16 protein-coding genes are annotated in these 22,538 nt (G+C 33.3%); 10 read left to right on the top strand and 6 right to left on the bottom strand.

The features are described from left to right. Window positions 1-94 precede the first annotated feature (94 nt). Entirely contained in the window at window positions 95-1,750 is a 1,656-nt protein-coding gene (locus APR43_RS16560) for a M1 family metallopeptidase (protein WP_053471461.1), read from the top strand. Between the two features lie 282 nt (window positions 1,751-2,032). Here the strand turns inward: APR43_RS16560 and APR43_RS16555 are convergent, their stop codons facing one another. Next, window positions 2,033-3,577, bottom strand: a complete 1,545-nt coding sequence (locus APR43_RS16555; protein WP_053474510.1) for a hypothetical protein — start codon at window positions 3,575-3,577, stop codon at window positions 2,033-2,035. Between the two features lie 155 nt (window positions 3,578-3,732). Here APR43_RS16555 and APR43_RS16550 point away from each other — a divergent pair, with 155 nt between their 5' ends. From APR43_RS16550 to acs, 7 genes are all read left to right on the top strand, one after another. Beyond that, window positions 3,733-4,908, top strand: coding sequence for a 2-isopropylmalate synthase (locus APR43_RS16550; RefSeq protein WP_082356497.1), 1,176 nt, complete (start codon window positions 3,733-3,735; stop codon window positions 4,906-4,908). 77 nt (window positions 4,909-4,985) lie between these two features. After that, complete coding sequence (gene leuB / locus APR43_RS16545; protein WP_053474512.1) at window positions 4,986-6,104, top strand: 3-isopropylmalate dehydrogenase; 1,119 nt, start codon at window positions 4,986-4,988, stop codon at window positions 6,102-6,104. A 267-nt stretch (window positions 6,105-6,371) separates the two neighbouring features. Then, window positions 6,372-8,045, top strand: a complete 1,674-nt coding sequence (gene ilvD, locus APR43_RS16540; RefSeq protein WP_053474513.1) for a dihydroxy-acid dehydratase — start codon at window positions 6,372-6,374, stop codon at window positions 8,043-8,045. Between the two features lie 120 nt (window positions 8,046-8,165). After that, entirely contained in the window at window positions 8,166-9,860 is a 1,695-nt protein-coding gene (ilvB, locus tag APR43_RS16535) for a biosynthetic-type acetolactate synthase large subunit (protein WP_053474514.1), read from the top strand. Between the two features lie 88 nt (window positions 9,861-9,948). Then, window positions 9,949-10,470, top strand: a complete 522-nt coding sequence (gene ilvN / locus APR43_RS16530; protein WP_053474515.1) for an acetolactate synthase small subunit — start codon at window positions 9,949-9,951, stop codon at window positions 10,468-10,470. Window positions 10,471-10,557: 87 nt separating this feature from the next. Continuing rightward, window positions 10,558-12,027 carry a ketol-acid reductoisomerase gene (ilvC, locus tag APR43_RS16525; RefSeq protein ID WP_053474516.1) on the top strand — a complete coding sequence of 490 codons (1,470 nt, stop codon included), beginning with the start codon at window positions 10,558-10,560 and terminating at the stop codon, window positions 12,025-12,027. A 507-nt stretch (window positions 12,028-12,534) separates the two neighbouring features. Then, complete coding sequence (gene acs, locus APR43_RS16520; RefSeq protein ID WP_053474517.1) at window positions 12,535-14,445, top strand: acetate--CoA ligase; 1,911 nt, start codon at window positions 12,535-12,537, stop codon at window positions 14,443-14,445. 376 nt (window positions 14,446-14,821) lie between these two features. On the opposite strand, the gene APR43_RS16515 is transcribed toward acs, so the two are convergent. Then, window positions 14,822-15,418: a PolC-type DNA polymerase III gene (locus APR43_RS16515; RefSeq protein ID WP_053473175.1), complete on the bottom strand. Its 597-nt coding sequence runs from the start codon at window positions 15,416-15,418 to the stop codon at window positions 14,822-14,824. 3 nt (window positions 15,419-15,421) lie between these two features. Next, the gene (locus APR43_RS16510; RefSeq protein WP_053473176.1) at window positions 15,422-17,335 is read right to left on the bottom strand and encodes a DUF294 nucleotidyltransferase-like domain-containing protein; all 1,914 of its coding nucleotides are present in this window, start codon (window positions 17,333-17,335) and stop codon (window positions 15,422-15,424) included. A gap of 761 nt (window positions 17,336-18,096) precedes the next feature. Between APR43_RS16510 and APR43_RS16505 the strand changes: the two genes are divergently transcribed. Beyond that, window positions 18,097-18,492, top strand: a complete 396-nt coding sequence (locus APR43_RS16505; protein ID WP_240514961.1) for a helix-turn-helix domain-containing protein — start codon at window positions 18,097-18,099, stop codon at window positions 18,490-18,492. Between the two features lie 15 nt (window positions 18,493-18,507). Here APR43_RS16505 and APR43_RS16500 read toward each other — a convergent pair whose 3' ends face one another. Together APR43_RS16500 and APR43_RS16495 are read right to left on the bottom strand one after the other, a co-directional pair. Further along, window positions 18,508-18,891 carry a hypothetical protein gene (locus APR43_RS16500; protein WP_053473178.1) on the bottom strand — a complete coding sequence of 128 codons (384 nt, stop codon included), beginning with the start codon at window positions 18,889-18,891 and terminating at the stop codon, window positions 18,508-18,510. A gap of 89 nt (window positions 18,892-18,980) precedes the next feature. Continuing rightward, window positions 18,981-19,400: a hypothetical protein gene (locus tag APR43_RS16495; protein ID WP_053473179.1), complete on the bottom strand. Its 420-nt coding sequence runs from the start codon at window positions 19,398-19,400 to the stop codon at window positions 18,981-18,983. Window positions 19,401-19,540: 140 nt separating this feature from the next. On the opposite strand from APR43_RS16495, the gene APR43_RS16490 reads away from it, so the two are divergent. Further along, window positions 19,541-20,770 (top strand): multidrug effflux MFS transporter, encoded by a 1,230-nt coding sequence (locus APR43_RS16490; protein WP_053473180.1) that lies wholly within the window; start codon window positions 19,541-19,543, stop codon window positions 20,768-20,770. Between the two features lie 399 nt (window positions 20,771-21,169). Here the strand turns inward: APR43_RS16490 and APR43_RS16480 are convergent, their stop codons facing one another. Further along, entirely contained in the window at window positions 21,170-22,438 is a 1,269-nt protein-coding gene (locus APR43_RS16480) for an NAD(P)/FAD-dependent oxidoreductase (RefSeq protein ID WP_053473182.1), read from the bottom strand. Between the last annotated feature and the right edge of the window lie 100 nt (window positions 22,439-22,538).

The following is a 22,538-nucleotide window of genomic DNA, read 5'->3' as shown; positions in this document are numbered from 1 at the left end:
TGTTTTTTTATCAGGAAATCATAAAATTTTAGAAATCTTAATCCGAATGTTTACATTTGTTGCAGATTGATTTCAAAATAATACCATTTTACTAATGAAAAATTACTTCGGAAGCATTTTTACTGCTTTTTTAATTGGTTTTACTGCCAATGCTCAAGGACTCCTTAATAAAGGAGAAACGGTTTTTACACATCAGGATACTTTACGCGGAAGCATAACAAAAGAAAGAGCCTGGTGGGATTTAAAATACTATCATCTTGATGTAAAAGTTAATCCTAAAGAAAAAGCTATTTCGGGTTTTAACACAGTACGTTATACTGTTTTAACAGAGAATAACAGAATGCAGATTGATTTGCAGGAACCTATGAAAATTACGAAAGTAACGCAGGACAAGAAAGAATTAAAATTTGAAAGAGACGGAAATGCGTTCTTCATTACTTTAACTGAAAAGCAGAAAGTTGGCGAAACCAAAGAAATCGTAGTTTATTTTGAAGGAAAACCAAAAGAAGCGGTAAGAGCGCCGTGGGAAGGAGGTTTCTCATGGAAAAAAGATAAAAACGGAAAAGATTTTATTGCTACATCTTGTCAGGGTTTAGGCGCGAGCGTTTGGTGGCCAAACAAAGACCATATGTATGATGAAGTAGAAAATATGTTAATCAGCGTAAATGTTCCGGGAGATTTAACGGATGTTTCTAATGGAAGATTGCAAAGCGTTAAAAAAGAAAAAGACGGAACAAAAACATTTAATTGGTACGTTTCGAACCCAATTAATAATTACGGCGTAAACATTAATATTGGTGATTACGTTAATTTCTCTGAAGTTTATAAAGGAGAAAAAGGCGATTTAGATTGTAATTATTATGTTTTAAGAGATAATCTAACTTTGGCAAAAGAGCAGTTTAAGGATGCTCCAAAAATGCTGAAAGCTTTTGAAAACTGGTTTGGACCTTATCCTTGGTATGAAGACAGTTATAAATTAGTAGAAGTTCCGTATTTAGGAATGGAGCACCAAAGTTCTGTAACGTACGGAAACCAATATAAAAATGGTTATTTAGGACGTGATTTAAGCGGAACGGGCTGGGGATTAAAATTTGATTTTATCATTATTCACGAGTCTGGCCACGAATGGTTTGCCAACAATATTACGTACAGAGATATTGCTGATATGTGGGTTCACGAGAGTTTTACAAATTACTCTGAAAGCCTTTTTATTGAATATTATTACGGAAAAGATGCAGCCGCTGAATATATTATTGGATGCAGAAAAAACATTCAAAACGATACGCCAATTATCGGACATTATGATGTTAATAATGAAGGATCTGGAGATATGTATCCAAAAGGTGCTTCAATGCTGCACATGATTCGTCAGGTAATTAATGATGATGCAAAATGGAAATCGATTTTAAGAGGTATGAATAAAACGTTCTATCACCAAACGGTTACTGGCAAACAAATTCAGGATTATATCAACGAACAATCTGGAATTAACTTCAACAGAGTTTTTGCACAATATTTAACTACAACACAGATTCCGGTTTTTGAATACATGTTTAAAAACGGAACTTTTGGATATCACTGGACAAACTGCGTAGCTAAATTTGATATGCCGGTAAGAGTAAAATTAAACGGTGTTGAAACCTGGTTGAAACCAACAACAGAATGGCAGTCTGAAAAAACGACTAATGAAGATAGAAAAGTAGAAGTTGATAAGGATTTTTATGTTACGACTTCGAATATTATAGAGTAAATTTTTAAATTCCAAAATATAAATCCCAAATTCCAATTGTTGGAGTTTGGGATTTTTTCGTAAAGTTTTGTCATTTCGACCGAAGGGAGAAATCGCACTAGTATTTCCGCAAAGAAATTCGCCAATCTTTGTAGAGTTTCGAGTGCGATTTCTCCCTTCGGTCGAAATGACAAATAGTACGTCGTAATTGTGCGCAGAAACCTTTGTCAAAGTTTTAAACTTTGACAAAGGTAGTACCGCAAATAGTTTGGAATTTGGAATTTAAAAAAATTGGAATTTAAATCAACGGCTGTTAAGCTTCGCCTTTTCCTTAATAATATCCGCAATTTTTCTATTCTCAATTTTACTTTCAAGCCATGAAATAATATCAAGATACAAGAAAGCCCTTTTTTCGTAAGTATTCTTTTCAAGCTCTACAAAACGAGCGTGCATTTTTTTGAATTCCTTTTTAATATCGGCAGGATAGAAGTTGTTCAGGTTTCTTAAAAACTTGATGATTTCCTTTTGAACTTCATGTAAATCATTCATTTTCAATAAGAACTTATAGGTGCTTTTCAGGTGATTTTCTAAATAATAATCTTTCCCTAATTCATAATGCGCAATTAAAGACAAAAGTCTCGCGAAGCACATTAAATCCTCACGCATGGTTAAGTTCTTGTTGTTGATGATTTTATCTAAATAAAGAATACATTCATTGTACTTCTCATTTCCAAAATAAATAGAAGCAATTTTATAGAAAAACAACATTTCGTGATGTTCGTCAAGATGTTCGCTGTGCAGTTTTATTTTTTCTAAAATCTCCGGAATCAAATATTCGCTTTCAGCAAAAGTACCTTCCAGAATATGTAAATTCAACTTATTGTTGTAAACATATAGAAATGATAGTGATGCAATGTTATCGTTTACCGGAAATTTTGGATCCTGAATAGTTTCTTCTAAAAGTGAAAGATATCTTTTGAAATTCGATGTATATTTTAACATATAAAGCGATTCAAGAAAATAATGATTTCCTTTTAAGAAGAATACCGGATTCAGATAAATCATATTCGGGTTATCGTAAAAAAGCTGCACCCATTTATAAGCAAACTTATAACTCGCTAAAAAGTCCTGAACCAAGAAACTGCGCCATAAATTAGCGTTGTAAAACCAATACTTTTCACGGAAACCAAATTTAGTTTCGTCAAGTTTTGCAATATGTTTGTTGAAATAATCGTCAATATATTTATACTCTTCATCGCTTTTTACGTAACCGGTTTTCAGCATGATTCCGTATAATTGAAGCGATAAGTTCGATAATTTACTTGAAATTGTATTTCGGTAATTCAATTCCTTGGCCTGAATAACAAGTTCGTCGGCGCGGCCCTGAATACTTCGGGTAATATATTGCGATTCTATCAGCTTTTCGAACTCGACAATTTCATACGCCATATATTTTTCATCATTTTCTAAAGCCTGCTGTTTTGTTTTGTCCAGAATTTTTAAACTCTGTTTGTACAAACCTTTATTATATAGAATAACAGCAAAATCAATTTGTTCACGAAGTTGATAACGAATGTTCTGGCTCGGAATATTCAAACGAATACTTACTAAAATTTGTTTATATAAGTATGATTTTAAGTTAGATAACTGTACTTTTTTGATGATTCCGCTCTTCAAAATCAGCTTTTCATCATAGGTTTCAGACTTATCTAAAATATTGAATAATTCAATGAATTTAGTATTCGAACTTGTTTCTAATCGGCTTGCAAAAATTTTAAACTGCCTTTTTTCAGATTTGGAAAGTGATTTTATCAGAACAAATAAGAAATCTTTTTGATGGTTAGCCATTGTAAAAAATAATAATATAACTTATTGATTATTAAATATTTAAGTCGTTATAAATTGTGTTATGAACAGTATAATTTCATTAAAATGAATTTCGTACTGCGATTGTACAATATATATTTGTTATCAAGATGTGAAATTACATTAAATAAATGAATATGAATAGAGAGAAAGTTCAAATTTTTGACACCACATTACGCGACGGTGAACAAGTTCCAGGATGTAAGTTAGATACTAAGCAAAAATTAGTTATCGCAGAACGACTAGACAAAATGGGAGTTGATATTATCGAAGCCGGTTTCCCTGTGTCAAGTCCGGGCGATTTTTTATCGGTCTCTGAGATTTGTAAAATTGTAGAAAATGCAACCGTCTGCGGATTGACAAGAGCCGTAAAAAACGACATTGATGTTGCGGCAGCTGCTTTAAAGCACGCTAAAAGACCTAGAATCCATACCGGAATCGGAACCTCACAATCTCATATACTCCATAAATTACAAACTACTCCAGAAGATATTATTGCAAGAGCAAAATTTGCAGTAGCTCACGCAAAATCATATGTAGAAGATGTTGAATTCTATGCAGAAGATGCTGGTAGAACAGACAATGCTTTCCTTGCTAAAGTTTGCGAAGAAGTAATTAAATCTGGTGCAACGGTATTAAATATTCCTGATACAACAGGATATTGTCTTCCTGAAGAATACGGGGCAAAAATTAAATATTTAAAAGAAAACGTAAAAGGAATCGAAAACGTAATCCTTTCATGTCACTGTCATAATGATTTAGGAATGGCAACTGCAAACTCAATTGCAGGTGCTATAAATGGTGCAAGACAAATCGAGTGTACTATTAATGGTATTGGAGAAAGAGCTGGAAATACAGCACTTGAAGAAGTGGTAATGATTTTCAAACAGCATCCATACTTAAATTTAGATACAAACATTAATACAAGAGAATTAAACGAAATGAGTCGTTTGGTTTCTGAAAGTATGGGAATGATTGTGCAGCCAAATAAAGCGATCGTTGGAGCAAATGCTTTTGCGCATAGTTCTGGAATTCATCAGGATGGTGTTATCAAAAACAGAGCGACTTATGAAATCATGGATCCGCTTGATGTTGGTGTAAACGAATCTTCAATCATTTTGACTGCAAGAAGCGGAAGAGCAGCATTAGCATACCGTGCTAAAAAAGTAGGTTACGAGTTGACTAAAGTACAATTAGACATTGTATATATTGAGTTCCTGAAATTTGCAGATATCAAAAAAGAAGTGGTTGATGCAGATATTCACCAAATTATCGAAGCTTCTAAAATTGAAGGTGATTTAATCAGAAGCTAGTTAAAAAAGAAAATAGAAGAAAGAGTAAAGAAGAAAGAAAAAATAATAAAGATTTAAATCATAAAGAACGAGACGTTATGAATTTGAAAATAGCAGTTTTACCAGGAGACGGAATTGGACCAGAGGTTATTGCGCAGGCCAAAAAAGCATTATACGCTATTGGCGAAGTGTACAATCATGAATTTGTTTTTGAAGAAGCGCTCATGGGTGCTATCGCCATTGACAAAACTGGAAACCCGCTGCCGGAACAAACTTTAAATCTTTGTTTAAATACTGATGCTGTTTTATTTGGTGCCATTGGTGATCCTAAATACGATAATAATCCAAATGCAAAAGTTCGTCCGGAGCAGGGATTATTGAAATTGCGTAAAGAATTAGGATTGTTTGCCAACATTCGTCCAATAAAACCTTATAAAGCATTAGTTGACGCATCTCCTTTAAAAAGAGAAATTATTGAAGGTGCTGACTTTACTATTTTCAGAGAATTAACTGGCGGTGCTTATTTTGGAGCTAAAACATTAAATGAAGAAGGAACACACGCTTCAGATTTATGTGAATATTCAGAAGAAGAAATTACAAGAATCGCACATTTAGCTTTTAAATCGGCACAAAACCGACGTAAAAAGCTGACTATGGTTGACAAAGCTAACGTTTTGGAAACTTCAAGATTATGGAGAAAAGTAGTTCAAAAAGTGGGCGAAAGTTATCCTGATGTTCTTTTAGACTTTTTATTTGTTGATAACGCAGCCATGCAAATCATCTTAAATCCAAAACAATTTGATGTGATTTTGACAGAAAATTTATTTGGAGATATTTTATCAGATGAAGCAAGCGTAATTACAGGTTCAATTGGTTTATTAGCTTCGGCATCTTTAGGAGAAAAAAATGCGCTTTTCGAACCAATCCACGGATCTTATCCTCAGGCAAAAGGAAAAAATATTGCCAATCCAATTGCTTCGATTTTATCAGCAGCAATGTTGTTAGAACATTTCGGATTGTTTACAGAAGCAAATGTGATTTATAAAGCTATTGAAAAAGCAATTGAATATAAAGTGGTTACAGTTGATTTAAAACCAGATTCAAAATTCGGTACAAATGAAGTAGGGGAGTTTGTCTCCAATGTTATTTTCAGCAAAGATGACCTGTTATATTTCAGAAATGACAATGTTCATATCGGACAGTCGACAATAGTTTAAAGTTTTTATTAAAATTATGAATTAAATAACAAGAAGTATTGAAAATGTTGAGATTTTATTTTTTTAGTTCTTAAAGTTTCCGTACTTTTGTAACACTAAAAAAATAAAGATGCAAATCTCAATTATTATTACTTCTGTCGTTGTTGTCAATGTGTTTCGCACATCTGCATCGGGAATGGTATAAATATAATTGAAAAACTATATTACAAACCTTCCAAATACTGGAAGGTTTTTTTTTGAATAAAAATTAAAATAAATAATACAATAATGGAATTAAATAAGTACAGCAAAACCATCACTCAAGATCAAACTCAGCCAGCGGCGCAAGCGATGTTATACGGTATTGGTTTAACTGAAGAAGATTTAAAAAAAGCACAAGTAGGGATTGTGAGCATGGGTTACGATGGTAACACGTGTAACATGCACCTGAATGATTTAGCAAAAGATGTTAAAAAAGGTGTTTGGGATGCAGATCTGGTCGGACTTATTTTTAATACCATTGGTGTAAGTGACGGAATTTCAAACGGTACTGAAGGAATGCGTTATTCATTAGTATCTCGTGACGTTATTGCAGATTCTATAGAAACAGTGGCAGGAGCACAATGGTACGATAGTATCATCGCAATTCCCGGCTGTGACAAAAATATGCCCGGAGCATTAATCGCAATGGGAAGATTAAACCGTCCGTCAATGATGGTTTACGGAGGATCTATTCACTCTGGAAAATGGAAAGGAGAATCTTTAAATATTGTTTCTGCTTTTGAAGCTTTAGGGAAAAAAGTAAAAGGAGAAATTACTCCGGAAGATTTTAAAGGTGTTATTCAAAATGCCTGCCCTGGAGCTGGTGCCTGCGGTGGAATGTATACGGCAAACACAATGTCTTCTGCAATTGAAGCATTAGGAATGAGTATGCCATATAGCTCTTCTAATCCTGCTTTAAGTCAGGAAAAAAGAGACGAATGTCTAGCTGCCGGAGCTGCAATTAAAATTTTATTAGAAAAAGATATTAAGCCAAGAGACATTATGACTCGTAAAGCTTTCGAAAATGCTATTACAATTGTAGCGGTTTTAGGAGGTTCTACAAATGCTGTTATGCACTTAATTGCAATGGCACATTCTGTTGGTATCACAATTACTTTGGATGATTTTCAGGCTATTAATGACAGAACTCCGGTTCTTGCTGACATGAAACCAAGTGGTAAATATATGATGGAAGATATTCATGAAGTGGGAGGTATTCCGGGAGTAATGAAATATCTGTTAAAAGTTGGATTGATTCACGGAGATTGTTTAACTGTAACAGGAAAAACAGTTGCTGAAAATTTAGCTTCAACTCCAGATTTACAAGACGGACAAGAAGTTATCCATGAAATTCAAAAAGCATTAAAACCAACAGGAAATATTCAGGTTTTATACGGAAATCTTGCTTCTGAAGGTGCTGTAGCAAAAATCAGCGGAAAAGAAGGAGAATATTTTGAAGGACCGGCTGTAGTTTTTGAGGGTGAATTTGAAGTAATTCCTGGTCTTCAGGCCGGAAAAATTAAACCGGGTAATGTAGTCGTCATCAGGGGTTGTGGACCAAAAGGTGGTCCGGGAATGCCTGAAATGCTAAAACCAACATCAGCGATTATTGGAGCTGGATTAGGAAGCAGCTGTGCACTTATTACAGATGGTAGATTCTCCGGAGGTTCACACGGATTCGTGGTAGGACACGTTACACCAGAAGCATATGATGGTGGTGGTATTGCACTAGTAAAAGATGGAGATATAATCGCTATCGACGCTGTGAAAAATACTATCGACCTGAAGATATCTGACGAAGAATATGCAGCTCGTAAAGCGGCTTGGGTTCAACCAGCGCTAAAAGTTGACAGAGGAGTTTTACTTAAATACGCAAGGTCGGTTTCAAGCGCATCAACAGGATGTGTTACCGATAACTAGCATTCAATTACAATTTCAAAAATCAATTTCAATAAAATGAAAAAGATTTTGGAATAAACTATAAAAGTGTAAATCTCTATTTCTTAAAAAATAGAAATAAGAGAGAAAAAAATATACCAAATGGGAACAATTAGGATATCAGGCGCCGAAGCCGTTATTAGATGTTTATTAGCAGAAGGAGTAGACTTAATTTATGGTTATCCGGGAGGAGCAATCATGCCGGTTTACGACGAATTATATAAATTTCAGGATCAGTTACACCATGTTTTAGTACGTCACGAACAAGGTGCAACGCATGCTGCTCAGGGTTATGCGAGAGCGACAGGAAAAGTAGGAGTGGCGATTGCTACTTCTGGACCGGGAGCAACAAATTTAGTGACCGGAATTGCTGATGCTCAAATCGACTCAACTCCAATGGTTTGTATTACCGGACAAGTTGGAAGGCATTTATTAGGATCTGATGCTTTTCAGGAAACAGATATTATCGGAATTTCGACTCCGGTTACAAAATGGAATTTTCAGGTAACAGAGGCTTCTCAAATTCCTGAAATCATTGCAAAAGCATTTTATATTGCTCGTTCCGGACGTCCGGGACCTGTATTAATCGATATTACTAAAAACGCTCAGTTTGATGAGTTAGATTTTAGTTATGAAAAATGTACTGGAATTAGAAGTTATGTTCCGGTTCCGAAATTAAAATTAGACAAAGTTGCAGAAGCTGCAGCGTTAATCAACAGTGCTAAAAAACCTTTTATAGTTTTCGGTCAGGGAATTATTTTAGGTCAGGCTGAAGCCGAGTTTAAAGCAGTTCTTGAAAAATCAGGAATTCCGGCGGCCTGGACTATTTTAGGACTTTCGGCTCTGCCAACAGATCATCCTTTAAATGTAGGAATGCTTGGAATGCACGGAAATTATGCTCCAAACTTACTAACAAATGAGTGTGATGTTTTAATTGCCTTCGGAATGCGTTTTGACGACCGTGTTACAGGTAAATTAGCTACTTACGCAAAACAGGCAAAAGTAATTCACTTCGAAATTGATCCTGCAGAGGTTGATAAAAACGTTAAAACAGAAGTTGCTGTTTTAGGTGATGTAAAAGAATCTTTAGCTGCTTTATTACCATTACTGGATGCAAAATCACACGATTTATGGCACAATGAGTTTAAAGAATTGGCTAAAATAGAATATGATACGGTTATTAAAGACGAATTAAATCCAGAAACTCCGGGACTTTCGATGGGAGAAACTATCGAAATGATCAACAAACACTCAAAAGGTGATGCGATTATAGTTTCAGATGTTGGTCAGCACCAAATGTTTGCGTGTCGTTATGCTAAATTCAATTCAACTAAAAGTAATATTACTTCTGGCGGATTAGGTACAATGGGATTTGCGCTTCCGGCTGCAATTGGAGCTAAAATGGGAAGACCAGATCGTGAAGTTGTAGCTATTATTGGTGATGGAGGATTCCAGATGACGATTCAGGAATTGGGAACAATTTTCCAGACCCAGGTTCCGGTAAAAATTGTAATTCTAAACAATGAATTTTTAGGAATGGTGCGTCAATGGCAGGAATTATTTTTTGACAACAGATATGCATCAACAAAAATGATTAATCCAAATTTTACAGCAATTGCCGAAGGGTATCATATTAAATCTAAGAAAGTTACACAACGTGAAGATTTAGATTCCGCAGTTGCCGAAATGCTTGCTTCAAAAGATTCTTATTTCTTAGAAGTCATGGTCGAAAAGGAAAACAACGTTTTCCCAATGATTCCAACAGGAGCATGTGTATCAGAAATTAGATTAAGCTAAAAAAAGGTTTCAAGTTTTAAGTTTCAAGTTTCACGTTCTCAGCAGAACTTGAAACTTGAAACCTGAAACAAAATAAACTAACAAAAAAATGGAAGATAAAACATTTACCATATCGGTATACTCAGAAAATAACGTGGGTTTATTAAATAGAATATCGGGAATATTCTTAAAGCGTCACATTAATATATTAAGTCTAAATGTTTCAGAATCAGAAATAGAGAATGTTTCAAGATTTATCATTGTAGTAAATACAACGGAGAAATGGGTTCAGAATATTGTGGGACAGATTGAAAAACAAATTGAAGTTATAAAAGCATTTTATCATACAGATGAAGAAACCATTTATCTAGAAAATGCACTTTTTAAAATCGCTTCAAGTTTGTTGTTTGATGAAAAACAAATTCAAAATATCATCAAAGACAGCCAATCGACGATTGTAACGGTTTCAAGAGATTTCTTTGTGATTTCAAAATCAGGAAGACGTTCAGAAATTGAAGATTTATACCAAAAATTCAAACCATACGGAATTATGCAATTTGTACGTTCGGGAAGAATTTCGGTTTCTAAAGAAAAAATGGAGATTTCATCATTGTTAGAAACCTTCAAATAAACAATTAATATGTGATATTACACGATCACAACCAATTATAAATAAATTAATTACTAAATTTCATTTCATTAAATATTTTAAAACAAAATGGCAAATTATTTCAACACATTACCACTTAGATTACAATTAGAGCAACTTGGAGTTTGCGAATTTATGGAGCAGTCAGAATTTGCAGACGGAATTTCAGCATTAGCAGGGAAAAAAGTTGTTATTGTTGGATGTGGTGCACAAGGTTTGAATCAAGGTTTAAACATGAGAGATTCAGGTTTAGATATTTCTTACGCATTGCGTGCAGATGCAATTGCTGAAAAGAGAGCTTCATATAAAAATGCAACTGAAAATGGGTTTAAAGTAGGTACTTATGAAGAGTTGATTCCAACTGCTGATTTAGTTTGTAATCTTACTCCGGATAAACAACATACATCTGTTGTTACTGCGATTATGCCATTAATGAAACAAGGATCGACTTTAGCTTATTCTCACGGTTTTAATATTGTTGAAGAAGGAATGCAGATTCGTGAAGATATCACGGTTATTATGTGTGCGCCTAAATGTCCGGGATCTGAAGTTCGTGAAGAATATAAAAGAGGTTTTGGTGTACCAACACTTATTGCAGTTCACCCTGAAAATGATCCAAACGGATTTGGTTTAGATCAGGCAAAAGCTTACGCTGTAGCAACTGGAGGACACAAAGCAGGAGTTTTAAGATCATCGTTCGTTGCCGAAGTAAAATCAGATTTAATGGGTGAGCAGACAATTCTTTGCGGATTGCTTCAAACAGGATCTATTTTATGTTTTGATAAAATGGTTGAAAAAGGAATCGATAAAGCATATGCTTCAAAATTAATTCAATACGGATGGGAAACTATTACTGAAGCTTTGAAACATGGTGGAATCACAAATATGATGGATCGTTTAAATAATCCTTCTAAAATTGAAGCTTATGAATTAGCAGAAGAATTGAAAGATATTATGCGTCCGTTATTCCAAAAACATCAGGACGATATTATTTCTGGAGAATTCTCAAGAACTATGATGATTGACTGGGCTAATGACGATGTTAATTTATTGAAATGGAGAGCTGCGACAGGAGAAACTAACTTCGAAAAAACAGCTCCGCAAGAAGCTCCAATTTCTGAGCAGGAATATTTTGATAATGGAGTTTTAATGATTGCAATGGTAAAAGCTGGTGTTGAGTTAGCTTTTGAAACTATGACAGAGGCTGGAATCATTGAAGAATCTGCTTATTATGAGTCATTACACGAATTACCATTAATTGCAAACACAATCGCAAGAAAGAAATTGTTTGAAATGAACCGTGTAATTTCTGATACTGCAGAATATGGCTGTTATTTATTTGATCACGCTTGTAAGCCATTGTTGACTGAATTTATGAAAAAAGTAGAAACAAATATTATTGGAAAACCATTTTCAACTTCAAATGGAGTAGATAATAATGTTTTAATTGCTGTAAATAAAGAAATTCGTCAGCATCCTATCGAAGAAGTAGGAGCATGGTTGAGAGAATCAATGACAGCAATGAAAAAAATTGTATAATAAAATTGGGAATTTCCACGCATTCCGAATGTAGTGGAATTTGCTCTGTATCAATGTTTTAAATTAATATTTTGAATTAGTAAGCACTTATTAAGAAAATAGATATAGATGCATTTTGCATTCACTTAACTTCTGTTATTTAAGCAAGTTAAGTGAAGCGGATCCCTAAAATTGGGGTATATTTTTTAATCAAAAAATATACTTGTTGAAATTTCTATTATAATTAATAAAGCTGCTGCTATTTTCAAAGTAGGGAAAGCATTTGTAATGCAGATATTACAAAATTAATTGTTATTGAAATTTGTTAAATAAAAAGGTATGATAATTTCTTTGTCATACCTTTTTTGCGATTTAGATTTTTTCTTAAATCGTCTTTTTTTAGAATAACTTTAAAAAAAACATATATTTTATTTATTATATGTTTTTTTTATATAAAATTTATGAATTAAATAATTTTAAGAATAGAAGCAGATTTAATACATTTATAAAAAAAAATTCCACAAAACTATGAGTTATTATAAAATTGAAAATTTAGAACAATATTTTAAACATTACAATAAGTCAATAAGAGAGCCAAGAAAATTTTGGGGGAAAATTGCCGAAGAAAATTTTACTTGGTATCAACAGTGGGAAAAAGTTGTTGATTTTAATATGGCAGATGCCGAAGTGAAATGGTTTACTGACGCTAAGGTTAACATTACCAAAAACTGTATCGACAGACATTTAAGCAAAAGAGGAGAAAAAACGGCTATCATTTTTGAACCGAATGATCCGTCTGAAAGCGCTTTACATATAACTTATAATGAATTATACGAACGAGTTTCAAAAATGGCGAACGTTTTGCGCGAGCAGGGAGTTCGTAAAGGAGACCGCGTTTGTATTTATTTACCAATGATTCCAGAATTAGCAGTTTCTGTTTTGGCTTGTGCCAGAATTGGAGCGATTCACTCAGTAGTTTTTGCAGGATTTTCTGCTTCTGCAGTTTCTGCCAGAATTATCGACAGCGAATGTAAAATGGTAATTACATCTGATGGAGGTTATAGAGGAAATAAAACAATCGATTTAAAATCTATTGTTGATGAAGCTTTGGATACTTGTCCGTCAGTTTCTAAAGTTTTAGTGGTAAAAAGAACAAAAACAGAAGTGGCAATGAAAGAAGGACGTGACATTTGGTTACAGCCTTTATTAGATGCAGCTCTTGATAATAGTGTTGCTGAAATTATGGATGCCGAAGATCCTTTGTTTATTCTGTATACTTCTGGATCAACAGGGAAACCAAAAGGAATGGTGCATACAACAGCCGGATACATGGTTTACACGGCTTATACATTCAAAAACGTATTCAGCCATGAAGAAAACGATATCTTCTGGTGTACGGCAGATATTGGATGGATTACAGGACACTCATACATTTTATACGGACCATTACTAAATGGCGGAACAACCGTAATTTTTGAAGGAGTTCCTTCTTATCCTGATTTTAGCCGTTTTTGGGATATTATCGAAAAACATAAAATCACACAATTTTATACAGCACCAACGGCAATCCGTTCATTAGCAAAAGAAAGCTTAGATTATATTCAAAAATATCCTCTAAAATCGCTAAAAGTTATTGGATCTGTTGGAGAACCAATCAACGAAGAAGCTTGGCACTGGTTCAACGACCACGTTGGAGATAAAAGATGTCCGGTTGTAGATACTTGGTGGCAGACAGAAACTGGAGGAATTATGATTTCACCAATTGCTTTTGTAACGCCAACAAAACCAACTTATGCGACATTGCCATTGCCGGGAATTCAGCCAGTTTTAATGGATGAAAAACGTAATGAAATTGAAGGAAACCAAGTAGTTGGAAGTTTATGTATTAAATTCCCTTGGCCTGGAATCGCCAGAACGATTTGGGGAGATCACCAACGTTATAAAGACACTTATTTCTCTGCTTTCCCTGGAAAATACTTTACAGGTGACGGAGCTTTAAGAGACGAAGTTGGTTATTACAGAATTACGGGTAGAGTAGATGATGTTGTAATTGTTTCTGGACATAATTTAGGAACAGCGCCAATCGAAGATGCTATCAACGAACACCCAGCGGTTGCAGAATCTGCTATTGTTGGATTCCCACATGATATTAAAGGAAACGCTTTATATGGTTACGTTATTCTGAAAGAAACTGGAGAAGTTAGAAATAAAGAGAATTTATCAAAAGAGATCAACCAATATATTTCGGATCATATTGGGCCAATCGCTAAATTAGATAAAATCCAATTCGTTTCTGGTTTACCAAAAACACGTTCAGGAAAAATCATGCGTAGAATTTTACGTAAAATTGCTGAAGGTGATAATTCTAATTTTGGAGATACTTCAACATTATTGAATCCTGAAATTGTAGATGAGATTATTAAAGATAGAATTTCTTAATTCGAAACTTGTATTTATAATAAAAAATGCCTCTTAAATTTTAAGAGGCATTTTTGTTTTTATGATGATCAGCTTTGTCAAAGTTTTAAACTTTGACAAAGCTTAAGTATTTATAATCTATGTCAGGCTGAGCGAAGTCGAAGCCCTCGCAAAGTGATTCTTGCATGACGGGCTTCGACTTCGCTCAGCCTGACAATCGCGTTGTTTCAACATGTAGTTTGTCATTTCGAGGAACGAGAAATCGCACTCGTAATTCTACAAAGATTGGTGACATGCATTGTCGAGTTTCTAGTGCGATTTCTCGTTCCTCGAAATGACAAGATTGTGTGTAGTTCTTTGTCAAAGTTCAAAACTTTGACAAAGATTGTGTTTAGAATTATCGTATCCCCAATCTCGACTTCAATTTCAAAAATAAAAGCCCAATTTTATAAGCATCTTCTGCAGAAGAATTTCTGTCGCTTTTTGGAATTTTATAAATTTCGCATAAATCGTTTAAGGAAAACTGTTTGTCATTAATATCAGTTAATTTTCGATACATAATGTCAATATCGAGAGCTTCATTTTTTAATCTTCCGCAATCTAATCTTTCCAGAGCAGCGTTTAGCATTTCAATGTCAAAATTAATATGATGACCAACCAGAACTGCATTTCCAATAAAATTTATAAATGCCTCTAAAGCCTCAGCTTCAGGCATTTTATTCATTTTGCTTTCAATAATGAATTCATTAGAAATTCCGTGTTCTTCTAGAAATTTATACTGAAGTAAAACTGCTTCAAAATTCTCTTTAATTACAATACTGTCGTCAATTACAGAAAAAGCCCCTAAAGATAAAATAACATCTTTATTAGGGTTTAAGCCAGAAGTTTCCGTCGACAAAACCACGTATTTGGTTGGTTTTGCTTCTAATTTTGTTAAGTATTCCTTCCAGAATTCCGGATATTCCTTATTGATATTTTTAATCCAGTCTAGCATATTTTATGAGAATTGTGTCAGTTGAAATTTACTCTTAATAAGTTCCTCAAGATCCTTCATCGGGGTTAAAGCATTTTTTAACTTCTCTTTGTCTGATTTAGACATTTCTCTTAAATTAATATATTGCCCGGAATCGTCATTTTTTAAACCTTCAACAGTTCTGAATTTTGAAAGTGTTAAAAAAGCTTCGGCACAACTTAAATATATTTCAGCATTTTTAGAATCGGTAATCGCTAATTGTTTGAATCTTAAATACGTATTTTTGATTCCTTTTATATTCGCGCTCAAAATTAACAAACGTGCACTGTCAATAAGCGGCATTAAAGCACGGGTTTTAATATCAAATTTCCCTTTTTGCGGACCTTCTTCTTCAACAATGAATTTCTTGAAAAAGCTTAGAGGAGAATTTCTCTTTAAAGCATCGTTTCCTAAAAAGTCAAAGAATAAAGTATTGTTTACGGCATTTTTAAATACCACATTTTCGATAACTTCTTCAATTTTTGCTTCACCAATTACAATCTCATAATCAAAGAAAATACTGCTCAAATCATTACTGTTTTCACCTGGAGTATTCATCCAGCTGTTGTATTGTTTTGTCCAGTCGCTCAATGACTTACACCAAAGCATATTACTTCCCATATGACCGTTTGGACAATATTCGTAACCTACTTTTTCAAGTATGGCAGTTGTTCTTTTTGCGAGTCTTAAAAAGTAATCTTTTACTTCGCGGTATTTCTCTGGAGCAACATCTTCAAAAATCAAAATACTATCCTGATCTGTCAATAAAAGCTGTTCTTTACGTCCTTGACTACCAATGCTTAACCATGCAAATCTGGCAGGAGGGGAGCCTAAATCTAAAATAGATAATTCTACCGCACGTTTAATGATGGCAAGGTTAATTTCGCTTGCAATATTACTAACGTGAGAAATTGGTATATTTTTCTGAATCGAATTCTGAATCAAATCTGATAAACGATCACGAATTTGTTTTAAATCTTTTGGAAGCTGCGAACGCTTAATTTCTTTAATTAAAACACCAGGGTTACTAGCTTGAGCCACAATTAAATCGTGCTCAGAAATAATTCCTTTCACAGCAGATTTACTTGTACCGTCTTTAGTCACACAAAGGTGAGAAACATTATGTTTCAGCATTAAAAGCTGAGCTTCGGCCAAAGAAACATTTTCAATTACTGTAACAACCGGCGAAGACATAATCTTGTCAATCGTTTCTGTAATAGGATAACGTCCGGTTGCAATTTTTGAAGATAAATCGGCATGGGTAACAATACCAATTGGATTATTTTTTTCACAAATCACAATATTGTCCACCATAGATTCTGTCATCAAAATGGCAACATCTTTTACAATATGGTGAGATTCTGTTGTTAACGGAGAATTATTATAAGAAAGAGACTGAATATACTGCATCTCATTCTGCTGATCCATGAAATTACTGTCCGGATCTAATTTTCCGTTAGAGCGTGAATTATCTCGTGTATGTCTTGAATTTACTGCGAAACTTTCCAGTAAAAAGTTTAAAACATCTGAATTATTAGCTACAAACGGGCGGAAAACAGCAATTGGAATTGCGTAAACAATACTTTCCTCACGTGCTTTTGCCGTCATCATATAGTTATTTTTGGCAAAAAACGGGCGTAAACCAAAAATATCTCCTTCGTGACATTTGTTTATAAGAGTTTCCTCGGCATCAGCAATCGTTGTTAAATTAATGACTCCAGAAGCCACAACATAAAAACTGTCGTGAAGCGGATCATTATTTTGAAACAATACTGCATGTTTTTCTAAATTAATGACACGAATATTTGTTGCGATATCTGATAATTCCTGAAAAGTTAAGTTATCAAACGGCGGGTATTCTTTTAAAAAATCTGCAATATGCTCAGCAATTGTATTCATATATGGTATAATATCTTTTAAAATATTGAATGTAAAAATAATAAAATAAACTCTTAGAATGAAACCATCTTGCTCAGAATCTAATTATTTTAAAGAAATGTTAAGATTTACTGAATTCAAGGCTTTAAAATAGTTTTTTGAGAATCAATTTTAAATAATCGATTGATTTTCATTGTTATAAATTTACAGTTTTATCAGTTTATAAACTAAATTATTCAATTTATGTTGCATAGGGAAAGAGGCAGCAGTTTAGATTATTCAGGATTTATAATAATGAATGATTCAGCATAAGATTCTTATAATTTTCTATTTTACATAATATAAATTATAGTTCAAAAATATATATGTCTAATTAACGGCTGGCAAGGCTTTATTATTTGTATTCTCTTTCTATTCATAGACTTATCTCTTGTTTCAGAATCTCATCTTTCAAAAAATGCTTTATATTATTTCAAATATGAGATTTATATTGATTCAAATTAATATCATTTTACTGCGTTAAAATTTCTCATATTTGAAAAATAAAATTTTCAAATTTCAAATAAAAGATTTTTACGCGTTGAAATTTTACTTTAACGATTATACATTAGTCAAGATTTCATATAATATTGTGATGCTTCAAATTTCTCATATTTGAAAAATTATTTTATTTTTTTCAAATAAACGGATTTTCAGTTTAGTGAAATTTTAATTTAAACCTTCATATGTTTTAATTATTTTAAGTAAAAATCCTATATTTGACATTTATGACAGATCGCAACATGACAGACAAAATAATACATCAAGGTAGAAATATAAAACGTTTCCGTGAAATGTTAGGTATTAAACAGGAAGCACTTGCCTTTGAATTGGGCGAAAATTGGAATCAAAAGAAAATCTCTCTTTTGGAACAAAAAGAATCTATAGAAAATGATATTTTAGAACAAGTTGCTAAAATACTGAAAGTTCCTGCACAAGCTATCGAAAATTTCGACGAAGAACAAGCAGTAAATATTATTTCAAATAATGCTTCTTTTGACAATTGTCAACAACCGGCTTTTTTTAATAACCAACCTACTTTCAACCCTATTGATAAAATGGTTGAGCTTTACGAGCGTATGCTTGAGCAGCAAAAAGAAATGATTGATAAGTTAGAAAAGTTGATTCAGGGAAAGTAAAAAATACTACGATTACTATTCGTATAATTTCTTCATAATTAATTCTTTAGGTACTAAATCACTACCACCACGTTTTCTAAATTGAATGACATTATCTTCTACAACTAAAACTGCGCTTGAACTTGATCCGTCTTTATTTATCAGTTTTATTTGAGCTGTGTCGCCCAATGGATAAACATATCCGGTAACATCTAAAACTCCCGAATTTAATTCTTTAGAATCGCTTGTAACTTCTGCAGTTCCAGAAATCATATAATTTGACTGTGCCATTGTTATGGTAAAAATATATTGTTTTTTACAGTCTTTGCATTTTTCTGATCCCCATGTGCCGGTAAATTTATTGGTTTGCGAATATGATTGAAAGCTTATAAGAATCAGAAACAAAATATTTTTTTTCATAAAATTTAAATGTGCAGAATTATGATTCAAATATAAACGAAAAAAGCATCACAGAATTGTGATGCTTTATATTTCGCGTATTTGAAAATTTAATTTAATTTTTTCAAATAAACCGATTTTCCGTTAAGTGAAACTTCAATTTGATTTGTCTTTTCAGTAAATGTTGTTCTCAGCACATTTCCGTTAAAAAGTGAAACGTCACCGTAAACTTTTCCAGTTTCATCAGAAACATATTCAAACAATAATTTTTTGTTATCTGGTTCAATTCCAAGTTTATAACTAGAAAATTTAGTTCCTTTTAAATCAAATTGCTGCTGTGAATCAATAATTTTCCCATCAGCATAAAAATTTGTGATCGTTTTGCTTAAAGTAATATCCGGATAATATTGATTTACTTTTGATAGTAATGAATATTGCTCCACATTTGCATCTTCTTGTTTTGATGAGATGGTTTGAGCAAAAGAAATTGTTGTAAAAATAAGTGCTAATAGTAAAGTGAATTTTTTCATAATCTAAATTTTATAGTTAATGTTTCAAAACATTTTCGAAACGTTATATAATAACCATTTTTGAATTAAAGTAATTATTATTTACAACAAGATAGTTAATATTTATCTTTGCACGAAATTAAAAGCAATATTTTAAGAAAATGACAACAAAAAAATATATTCAACTTATACTTATTTTAGGTTCTTTAACTGCACTTGGCCCTTTTTCAATTGATATGTATCTGCCTGGTTTCTCTGATATTGCTAAGGATTTAAATACATCTGTAGCAAAAGTTTCGATGAGTTTGTCGAGTTATTTTATCGGAATTTCAGCAGGACAATTACTTTACGGACCTTTATTAGACCGTTTCGGACGTAAAAAACCTTTATTTGTGGGTTTAATGGTTTATATTTTAGCCTCTTTAGGTTGTGTATACGTTGCTGATATTGATTCGTTTATCTTTTTACGTTTTATTCAGGCTATTGGCAGTTGTGCTGCAACAGTTGCTTCGGTTGCGATGGTTCGTGATTTATTTCCTGTAAAAGATATTCCGAAAGTATTTTCTTTATTAATGCTTGTTTTAGGGCTTTCGCCGATGCTGGCGCCCACAATTGGCGGTTATGTAACGCAGGATTTTGGCTGGCATATCGTATTTTTAATCCTGTTTTGTATGGGAATTGCCATTTTAATTGCTTCTCAAGTTGGTTTGCCAAATAGTTACAAACCAGATCATTCTATTTCTTTAAAGCCAAAACCTATAATTTCTAACTTTTTAAAAGTCCTTAAAGAGCCTCAGTTTTATACGTATGCATTTACGGGAGCGATCGCTTTTTCGGGATTATTTACTTATGTAGCGGCCTCGCCTATCATTTTTATGGATATTTACCACGTTGATGCTAAAACATACGGATGGATTTTTGCTTTTATGTCCGTTAGTTTTATTGGTTCGAGTCAGTTAAATTCGGTTTTATTAAAGAGATTTTCCAGTGAACAAATGATTTTTGCTGCTTTAATTTTGCAATCTTTAATTACTATTGTATTCCTGATACTTTCGGTAAATAACCTTTTAAGCTTGTATTCGACAATTGTAATGTTATTTTTATTCCTGGGCTGTTTAGGAATTTCAAATCCAAATACTGCAGGACTTACAATGGCTCCATTTGCTAAAAATGCCGGAAGTGCTTCGGCTTTAATGGGCGCTATTCAATTAGGATTAGGGGCTTTAGCTTCATTTGCTGTCGGAATTTTTGTTAAAGATTCTGTAGCGCCTATGGTTCTTATTATGACCGTTACTACAATTATTGCTTTTGTAGTTTTAAATATCGGAAAACGGTTTATTAAAAATAAAGTTGAGATTGCTGAAAGTGATGATGTGGTTGTGGGACATTAGATATTTAAATTCCAATTTTTTTAAATTCCAAATTCCAATTGGATTATAAAATATATAAAAAGCCAGAATCAAGATTCTGGCTTTTTTATGTTCAACAGTTTGTCATTTCGACTGAAAGGAGAAATCGCACTAGAATGTCGACAAAGATTGGAGATTTAGATTGTAGAGTTCCGTGTGCGATTTCTCCCTTCGGTCGAAATGACAATACTTTGTGGATCTTCTACAACAAACCCGACAGGTTTTTAAAACCTGTCCGGTTTGGCTCACTCAAAAAAAATCCAAACTCCGATAATTGGAATTTGGAATTTAAAAAATTGGAATTTAAATTTAGTAAACTCAAAAAAAATCCAAACTCCGATAATTGGAATTTGGATTTTAAAAATTTTGGAATTTAATATTTTATTCCAATTGTTGTTTTTTATCAGGTCTAATAATCATTCTAAGAGATTGATCTCTTGCGAAATACGCAACCATCCAATTCCAAAATGTATTAATCCTGTTTCTGTATGTAATTAAGGAAATCAGGTGAATAAACAACCAGATAACCCATGCAAAGAATCCTTTAAAATGCCATTTCGGACTTGGTAAATCAACCACGGCTTTGTTTTTTCCAATAATCGCCATTGAACCTTTATCATTATAAGCAAAAGGTTTCAAAGGTTTATTTTGAGTCATTGCCTTAAAGTTTTTAGCCAAATTTAATCCTTGCTGAATTGCAACTTGTGCAACCTGTGGATGTCCATCGGGGAAATTTTTATCTCCGGCTGAAATTGCAGTATCACCAATAGCATAAATGTTGTCTAGACCATTTACCTTACTATATTGATCTGTCGCCATACGTCGGCCGCGACCGTAACTTTCCTTTGGAATTCCGTCAAAAAGCTTCGCAGAAACTCCGGCTGCCCAGATTAAGTTTTTGGTTTTGATTGTTTCTCCGTTTTCAAAATGCACCGTATCATCAACATAATCAACAACACGAGTATGCAGTTTTACAACAACGCCAAGTTTTGTAAGCGCTTCGAGAGTATCTTTTTGAGATTCCTTGCTCATTGGTGCTAAAAGAGCATCTCCTCCATCTACCAAATAAACATTACTCGCAGATGTTTCTAATTCCGGATATTCCTTCAATAGAATATTTTTTCTCATTTCGGCAAACATTCCAGAAACTTCAACTCCCGTTGGTCCGCCTCCGGCAACAACAATCGTTAATAATTTACGACGTTTACGAATATCTTTGGTAATAGCGGCTTTTTCAAGGTTTTTAAGCAATGCATTTCGCATTTCGATGGCATCATTTAAGGTTTTCATCGGAATTGCGTTTTTCATTACGTTTTCCATACCAAAATAACTCGTTTCGGCACCCGTTGCAAAAACCAAATAATCATATGATAATTCGCCGTTGCTCAAAATGATTTTATTTTCGGCGGGAACTACAGAAAGTAATTCACCTAAACGAAACTGAAGGTTCTTTTTACCGGCAAAAAATTTTCTAAAAGGATAACTAATACTTGATGGTTCTAAAAAAGCGGTTGCAACCTGATATATAAGCGGAGGAAAAAAATTATAATTGTTTTTATCGACAAGGGTTACTTGTATTTGAGGATGATTTACAAGTTCTTTTGCGAGATTTATTCCTGCAAAACCACCTCCTATAATGACTATATTCATACGTATTGTTTTATTATGTAGGATTTATGAGTAAAACTGTTTTTGCCTTAGCAGTTCCATAAATTTAACATTTTAATTCCAAATATGAAACTCAAACTTA

Origin of the sequence: Flavobacterium sp. NLM, from assembly GCF_002210235.1 — a bacterium.
Taxonomy (GTDB): domain Bacteria; phylum Bacteroidota; class Bacteroidia; order Flavobacteriales; family Flavobacteriaceae; genus Flavobacterium; species Flavobacterium panici.
This window is presented reverse-complemented; position numbering and strand designations above follow the sequence as displayed.